Below are 6,504 nucleotides of genomic sequence, written 5' to 3'. Positions count from 1 at the left end.
GTTCGGCTCCTGCTCGAACTTCACCAACTGATTGTCGACGGTGTCCAGGCTCTCGCTGGTCTCCGTCAGAAACTCCCGCAACAGATCATCCATGAGCTACCCCTTGCATGAGCTACGCCTTGACTGTGCTGGACCTCGACGCCTGCGCCGCGCTTGGGATCGGCGGAAGTCCGCTCCTAAATCGTTAGACAAGCCATTTCACGGTCCCGTTAATTTCATCCTCCGTGCTAATACGGATATTGAAGAGAAGTTTGCCGTTCGCACACACGGGTCCCTCGGTTTTCGGCAAATCCGCTGCGAGACGCGAGGCCGGACGCGCGACAGGTAAACGCACGGATAACGGCGCTACGATGGGCGTAAAAAAATCCCGCCGATCTCGGGGGATTTGCACGGCTCGAGCGAATTGAATCAAATCACGCGCAATCGGCGGTGTCCACGCGTGGTCTCTCGCGTCTGACGCGCCGCATGCGTGCAAGCCCCACGCAGCGTAAACGAATGCTTACGCGGGGGCCGTGACTGTCACGATCACCTAACGCAAGCCCACAACCAAGCGACCTCTGCGGCAGGCGTCGCGTTCGCGCAGGCATTCGTTGATGGTGGCGAGCAGGGTGTCAGGCGTGAACGGCTTGCGCAGGCAACGCGCGGCGCCGAGCTCGAGCGCCATGCGCAGGAAGTCCGGCGCCGAACCGTCGTGGTCCGCGAAGACGTAGCCGGACATCGCGATCAACGGCACGTCCGGCGCGGTCTCGTGAAACACGCGGATCGATTCGAAGCCGCGCATGTGTGGCATGAAGATGTCGACCAGCATCAGGTCGAAGTGATGTCGCTCCAGTGCGCGACGCCCGGTTTCTCCGCCCGAAGCAATCGTCACCTTGAAATTGCTTCGCTGAAGCGATGCCTCGATGGCCATGCACATCATCGCGTCGTCGTCGATGACGAGAATATGGTGCTGGTCTGACGCCCGCGGTTGAGCTTTCAGTATCGGCGATTCAAGGATCGGACCCTGGGACACGCCGGTCTCCTGTGATCTGGATCGAAATATTGATCGGTGCAAATGCGTACGACGGCGTGAGGGAATGCGCGCGCAGGGAACAGGACATCCGCGCCGTGTTGCACCATGACGCCAAGCGGTTGATCAATGCGCGTGCGACGCGCGAAGCCTCGGCAATCCACGGGCGGGAGCAACGGTTCCGGCTCATAGGCGTCCCTCTTGCCACTCCTTCCCGGTTGATGACGCAGGACCAGCTCGCCGGGCTCGCGCGCGAATCAGCGTGCGCTTTCTTATTTCCGCCGCAAATGTGGCTGGCTGTCTGCCTCCCAACGGGTATATGGACAGCAACACAACCAATACAATATGATCTTGAATTCGCACAACTGGACCACGAGCGCATAAATCTCACGTCTCATTGATGCTCACAGGTCTCATTGAACGCGCTGGATTGATCCCGCATGACCGCGAGCAGCCCACCGCCCAACCAGTTGCTTCGGATGCTCGACCCGGCAGACTTCGAACTGTTGCGGCCTCATCTCATGACGATTGAATTGGTCAGAGAGACTGTCTTGAGTGAAGCGGGGTCGGCGCTGCGGCAGGTGTACTTCCCGCACGACGGAACCGTTTCGATCACGGTGGGCCTCTCTGAAGGACAGACCATCGAAGTGGCAATGCTCGGACGCGACAGCATCGTCGGCGGCGGCGCGGCACTCGCCGACGGAATCGCGGCGTCAGACGCCATTGTGCTGTTTTCCGGCTCCGCATCCGCAATTGAAATTTCGGCCTTTCGAGATGTGGCTGCTGCCAGCGGCCCGTTCCGCAGCCTGGTGATCAGGCATGAGCAAGCCCTGTTCGCACGTGCGCAACAGTCCCTGCTCTGCAACACGCTGCATCCCGTCGAGGCGCGGCTGGCGCGCTGGCTGCTACGGGCCCGGGAGCTCTCCGACACGGAAACCCTCGCACTGACGCAGGAGACTTTGGCCCAGATGATGGGCGTCCGGCGCAACGCCGTTTCGCTGGTCGCGCATGCGCTGCAACGCGCCGGTATCATCCGCTACAGCCGGGGCCAGATCGAGATCACCGACCTGCGCGCGCTGGAAGCGACCGCATGCGAGTGCCATTCGACCGTCAAGGCGCACTACGCGCGTCTGCTGGCGCGACGGCCCTGATGTGAGCGCTACCATCGCCGGTGGTCGTCCCGAATGCGCGCGAGGCGAGATCAAAAAAGGGCGAAAGTCGAGGCGATCCGTAAAGTCCGCAATTGCCAACTTATCCTGCCGGCAACAAGATGGAACTCATTGCACCTGAAAGGAATGGATTCATCGCCGAGATCTATTCATTGACGAGACGGGAGGCAGCTTTGGAAACGATCGTACGGCCATCCAACGGTTTCCTGTCGGCGCTGTCGACAGACGATTATGAATTGCTCCGTCCACATCTGCGCACGGTCGATCTGCCGCATGACGCGGTGTTGGTCGAGGCCGGCGAGACACTCAGGCGCGCTTACTTCCCACATCGCGGTGTGATCTCGCTGGTCGTGAAACTCGCCAAGGGCGAGCATGTGCAGGTCGCCATGATCGGCCGCGACAGCCTGCTCGGGGCATTCTCCACCATGGGCGATGCTTGCGCGCTGAACACCGCGGTCGTGCTGGTTCCCGGCGTCGCATCGGTGATCGACCTCGAGCGGCTGCGCATCGCGGCCGAGCAGAGCTCCACCCTGCGGACGTTGCTGACGCGCCACGGGCTTGCGGTCTATGCGCAGGTTCAGCAGACCGCGGGCTGCAATGCGGCGCATCCAGTGGAGTCGCGGCTGTCCCGCTGCTTGCTGCACACCCATGATCTGTCGGGCGACTATAGGCTGCTGCTGACGCAGGAGGCCATGGCGCAAATGATCGGGGCGAGGCGCAACAGCGTGTCGCTGGTCGCCAATACCTTGCAGCAAGCCAATTTCATCCACTACAGCCGCGGACACATCCAGATCCTCAATCTGGACGGTCTGCGCCAGGCGGCGTGCGAATGCTACGCAACGGTTAAGGCCCAGTGCGACCGGCTGCTCGGGCCCTGACGGCGCATGCACGGCACCGCATGGTAAAGCAAGTGCTGACGGCGGCCTGCAAACACCGCACGTCTCGCGACCAGAACTGAAATCGGAATGGCATAGACGTTCCCGGAGGCCTCGCCCGCCAGGGCCGGGGCATGCAACGGGGAACGGGACAATCATGGCCGACGCCGCTTTCGCGCCCGCGCAGGGAGCGCCCGATACCGCAGCGCTGCGCGAGCCTGGCGCCTTCGGCCTGCTGGTGCGCGAGATCGGCGAGGATGGCGCGAGCGAAGTGCGCGCGGTGTTCTGGACCGAGACCAGCGCGCGGCTCGCACTGTTTCGCACGCTCGCGCTCAACCAGCACCGGGCCAGGATCGCCCGCGAGGCGCATTCGCTGAAGAGCACGGCCAAGACGTTCGGCTATGCCAGGCTCGCGGGGCTGGCCTTGCTGCTGGAAAGTACGGCCGACGCCCTCGGGGATGCCGAATTTGACGATCTGCTGCAGCGGATGGATGCGGCCTTCGCTGCTGCAAAGGCGCAGGAATCGCAGGATTGACGGTCCCGCGAGGGCCCCGCCGTACTTATACGGTTTCCAATTTTCACAGATGACTAATCATAGGTGGCGATAGTCGCCGGAAACCAGGAGGGTTTCCATGTTCACCTATGAGACTGCGGACCAGAAAGAGGTCCGTCGCTTCCGCATCGCCCAGTTCAACGGCCGGATGGCTACGGTGAAGGCGGGTGAGTCCACGGTGACGGGTTTTGTCCGCTCGGTACTGGAGCAGGAATCGACCATTCCGCCGCGCTGGACCATCACCATCATCCCCAACGCACCGAAGGACGAGCCGAAAGCACTGCGGCCCAATTCGCGCGTGCGCCCCTTCGCTGAAGACTATTTCTAGAGCGCGTCCTGGCCGCGAGCGCACCGCCCGCGAAGGCGGCGCAACACGAAGGCCTCAATCGATTGAATGCAGCAGCGCTGCGCGGACGAGGTCGGCGGTGTTGCGCGCACCGAGCTTGCGCATCGCTTCGGCCCGATGGCTCTCGAAAGTGCGCGGGCTGATCTGCATCCGCAACGCACCCTGCTTGTTCGAAAATCCCTCGCTGATCAGCCGCAGCACTTCACGCTCGCGCTTGGTCAGCCGCTTGCCCGACAGGCTCGAAAGTTCGGAGGCGCCCTCGCGCGGCGCCGGCAATGCCCGGCCGGCCTTCTGTTCGGCATCCTCGGTCGTGGACGGCGTGGGCAGGCCGCCCCTCTGCGTCCCGGCGAGCTGCTTCACGAGACCGCAGACGCGCTCGGTCTGCGCCAGCGCATTCTCCACGACCTGCTGCAAATAGGCACGGTCCGCAGTCACGGGCGCGAGCTGGTCGCTGTGATGCTTGATCTCGCCCATGTAGAGCAGCAGCGCAGTCAGGGGGCCATTGAGCTCGCGGGCGATGGCCGCAGCCATCTCGTCAGCCGTCTTGGCGCGGGCGGCATTCAGACGGGCGAAATCGAGCTCTTCAGGCGCAGAAGCGCTGCTTTCGAACCATTCCGACGGCCGCGAATCAGCAGCCGTATCGTTCTGTGACCCCATGTGACTCGTTTAGCGGAACCCGGGGGGGTCTGTAGTTAACTTTTCGCTCCGTAAGACTACGGTGATTTTGTCAGTTATATGTGGAAATATCGACTTCGGCACAATTTGTGCTTGCACATATCCACTCCGGACCACGCAAGGGTTGACGAATCCGCCTGAATCTCGGGCAGGCCTCCAAAAGCATGCTTAACGAGAGGCGCCGCAGCCGATCTCAAGATTCCCCATCTTACGGATATATTAACGGCGCCTTGCTTCTCTGTGTGACAATTGAGAGCGCGCAAATGCCTCCATGCATTGGACCGACAGGCCCGCTGGAAACGTTGCAAGAGACTGCGTGCCATGGACGAGATCGACGAGTTGACGGAGTTCCTGCAGAAGCTGACGCCTTTGTCGCGCAGCTGTCTGCTCAGCGAACTCGAACGGCTCGAACTGTGCGGCATCGACATGCCGGGCTCGGCCAGCGTCCAGGCCAAGCTGCGGGCCGAGTTTCGCAAGGACGGATCGACCCAGGCGCGCGCCACCAATCCCTCCCGCTATTTCTTCGCACCGCTCGAACTGCTGCTGATCGACGGCGCGCCCGAGCACGCCAATGCGGGACGGATCTCGCGCAATACGCTCACCCCGATCTGGGAGTGGATCTGCCGTGACCTGCTGCCGACCATGGCGCGTGACTATATCAAGGCGATCAACGACCAGGTCACGGCCAACAATCCGAAGGAAGTGCAGAAGATCGCGACGACCTTCCAGGTCAAGGTCCTCAAGGTGCTCGAAAATACGCTGGCATCGGCGGAGAGTGCCGAGCTCGCGCGCAGCAAGCTTGCGCAATACACGGCCTCGCGCAACGCCTTCGAGGACGTGAAGAAGATGCAGCAGGTCCTGCGCGCCGGCGATAAGCTATCGACGTTCAACGAGAAGCTGCCCGCCACGATCGCGAAATTCGACGACGGCCAGGTCGCGCAGGTCACCGCGCAGCTCGACGGCTTCAAGAAGGCCAATCCCGAGGCGCTCCCCTTTGCGCTGGCACTCGTGGCCCGGCGCCTGAAAAGCTCGTGGCAACTCGTGCGCCTCGCCACCAAGGCGGCGCCGAGCAAGAGCGCGGCCGATGTCGCCGCAACGCCTTACGCCGGCGTCGTCCACATGGTCCTCGACCGGCTCGACGACAAGCGCCTCGCTCTCCGGATTGCGCTCCGGCACAACCGCGTGCTGGTCGCACGCGACCTGCTCGCCGAAATCTACGATACCGAATATGCGCTCAAGGTCCGCATCGACGGCATCGAAAGTTGCGAATGGGGCGTCCGGCTTCAGCAACTGATGGACGCGATCGCGGCGCTGGTCTCGGCCGAGGTCAGCCGCTTCCCCGCCAATGTCGGTCACATCCTCGGCTCGCGACGGCTACGCAGTCAGGACACGCTGGGCGGCAAGCTGACCTATCTGGCCTGGAAGGGCCGCGACGCGGTGCAGGACGGCGCCGCGGCGTTTCGGAAATTGATCGGGGCGACGTGATTCTTGCGAATCTTGCGCGCTCTATTCGGGCGCATTCGGCATGTACAGGAAGCGATCGAGAAATCGCCCTGACATCACGATCCAGAACCACCAATAGATCAATCGCCGCGTCGTCATAGCTGTAATCCCTGACAGCCCACCACCGGCTCCGCCGAGCAATAGCGCAGGTGCAGCAATCCTCGTGTGAAGTGCTTCACACTTGTCTGCCCGGCTGACCGACGCGTTGTCGCAGAACCGTCACGCGCGATGCAGGAATATGCGTGCATCGCGCGGAAATGAATTCGTGGACCGGACGTAACGCAGCTATTCTCCGATGCATAGCATGCTGCATTGGAAGGACATGGCGTTGGAAGGACATGGCGATGGAAGGACATGGGCGATGAGATCGATCG

General features: G+C 62.3%; 7 protein-coding genes. 5 read left to right on the top strand and 2 right to left on the bottom strand.

Annotated features, from left to right (window positions below):
• Positions 1 to 529 precede the first annotated feature (529 nt).
• Positions 530 to 979 (bottom strand): response regulator, encoded by a 450-nt coding sequence (locus tag M2427_RS33550; protein WP_280711101.1) that lies wholly within the window; start codon positions 977 to 979, stop codon positions 530 to 532.
• 470 nt (positions 980 to 1,449) lie between these two features.
• Between M2427_RS33550 and M2427_RS33545 the strand changes: the two genes are divergently transcribed.
• The 4 genes from M2427_RS33545 to M2427_RS33530 all read left to right on the top strand — a co-directional run bounded on the left by M2427_RS33545 (position 1,450) and on the right by M2427_RS33530 (position 3,934).
• A complete protein-coding gene (locus M2427_RS33545; protein ID WP_280711096.1) occupies positions 1,450 to 2,160 on the top strand; it encodes a Crp/Fnr family transcriptional regulator in 711 nt (236 codons plus the stop codon).
• A 191-nt stretch (positions 2,161 to 2,351) separates the two neighbouring features.
• Complete coding sequence (locus M2427_RS33540; RefSeq protein WP_280711095.1) at positions 2,352 to 3,056, top strand: Crp/Fnr family transcriptional regulator; 705 nt, start codon at positions 2,352 to 2,354, stop codon at positions 3,054 to 3,056.
• A gap of 154 nt (positions 3,057 to 3,210) precedes the next feature.
• Positions 3,211 to 3,588, top strand: a complete 378-nt coding sequence (locus tag M2427_RS33535; RefSeq protein WP_280711094.1) for an Hpt domain-containing protein — start codon at positions 3,211 to 3,213, stop codon at positions 3,586 to 3,588.
• 97 nt (positions 3,589 to 3,685) lie between these two features.
• Complete coding sequence (locus M2427_RS33530; RefSeq protein WP_280711093.1) at positions 3,686 to 3,934, top strand: hypothetical protein; 249 nt, start codon at positions 3,686 to 3,688, stop codon at positions 3,932 to 3,934.
• A 54-nt stretch (positions 3,935 to 3,988) separates the two neighbouring features.
• On the opposite strand, the gene M2427_RS33525 is transcribed toward M2427_RS33530, so the two are convergent.
• Positions 3,989 to 4,609, bottom strand: a complete 621-nt coding sequence (locus M2427_RS33525) for a helix-turn-helix transcriptional regulator (RefSeq protein WP_280711092.1) — start codon at positions 4,607 to 4,609, stop codon at positions 3,989 to 3,991.
• A gap of 339 nt (positions 4,610 to 4,948) precedes the next feature.
• On the opposite strand from M2427_RS33525, the gene M2427_RS33520 reads away from it, so the two are divergent.
• Positions 4,949 to 6,112 (top strand): hypothetical protein, encoded by a 1,164-nt coding sequence (locus tag M2427_RS33520; protein WP_280711091.1) that lies wholly within the window; start codon positions 4,949 to 4,951, stop codon positions 6,110 to 6,112.
• The last annotated feature ends 392 nt before the right edge of the window (positions 6,113 to 6,504 follow it).

This window comes from Bradyrhizobium sp. BR13661 (assembly GCF_029892425.1).
Classification (GTDB): domain Bacteria; phylum Pseudomonadota; class Alphaproteobacteria; order Rhizobiales; family Xanthobacteraceae; genus Bradyrhizobium.
Note: the sequence above shows the minus strand (reverse complement) of the source record. Positions and strands in the feature narration are given on the sequence as shown.

Bases quoted from the DNA above. Each gene is read 5' to 3' on its own strand.
- M2427_RS33545 (WP_280711096.1), top strand. From the start codon at position 1,450: ATGACCGCGAGCAGCCCACCGCCCAACCAGTTGCTTCGGATGCTCGAC.
- M2427_RS33535 (WP_280711094.1), top strand. From the start codon at position 3,211: ATGGCCGACGCCGCTTTCGCGCCCGCGCAGGGAGCGCCCGATACCGCA.
- M2427_RS33530 (WP_280711093.1), top strand. From the start codon at position 3,686: ATGTTCACCTATGAGACTGCGGACCAGAAAGAGGTCCGTCGCTTCCGC.
- M2427_RS33525 (WP_280711092.1), bottom strand. From the start codon at position 4,609: ATGGGGTCACAGAACGATACGGCTGCTGATTCGCGGCCGTCGGAATGG.
- M2427_RS33520 (WP_280711091.1), top strand. From the start codon at position 4,949: ATGGACGAGATCGACGAGTTGACGGAGTTCCTGCAGAAGCTGACGCCT.